The following is a 631-nucleotide window of genomic DNA, read 5'->3' on the forward strand; positions in this document are numbered from 1 at the left end:
AATTTTTGAGTAGGATATCTTTGTTTAGGTTCCCTTGATGTTCTTTTAGTGGGGCTTCTTCCGGATTCTTTGCCGCATTGGGAAAGTCTGGAACGGACTTTTCTGGGGGAAGGAAAGCGATGTTGGGAAGTGGGAAGCCCACTCCCTTAGGAAAGGGTTCACGAAATCAAAAACGAAGTATCAATGCTAAAGCAACAATTTATGCTTGCATGATCCAGGATGGTTTCCGTGATAAAGTAGGTGGGTGGACTTCGTGTGAGAACTTGAAATCTGAAAACCTTCCCAATTCTCACCCTTACGCTGTTATCCCAAGGCGCAGTGTCAAAACGCGCTTGAATAGGCCGTTTTGTAACCAACATCCAGAACAATATGAGTGCTACCCTTAAGTGTCTCTGCGTTTGAAGACCAACAATCCCCCCTCCTTGCTTTTGCTTGGCAGGGTGGCTTTTTGCTCATCCCACCATCAGCCATCACAGCATCATCTTGACAGATGAAGCACGCCAAAAGACCCTGACAGGGCCACATGGGGAACAAACAACCGCCTCCCCTAACCGCGACACGGCCACAGCTCATCACCTTGCACAACCGCTTGCTCCCGGCCGCCCGGCACAAATCGCCCCCGCGAACCCTC

General features: G+C 49.9%; 1 protein-coding gene. It reads right to left on the reverse strand.

Translation table 11 applies throughout. The features are described 5' to 3' along the window. Positions 1–321: 321 nt before the first annotated feature. Positions 322–631 (reverse strand): hypothetical protein (locus J7R05_RS07490; RefSeq protein WP_208541794.1); only part of this gene is annotated, 310 nt, incomplete at its 5' end.

It is taken from the genome of Bartonella capreoli (assembly GCF_902813205.1).
Classification (GTDB): Bacteria; Pseudomonadota; Alphaproteobacteria; order Rhizobiales; family Rhizobiaceae; genus Bartonella; species Bartonella schoenbuchensis.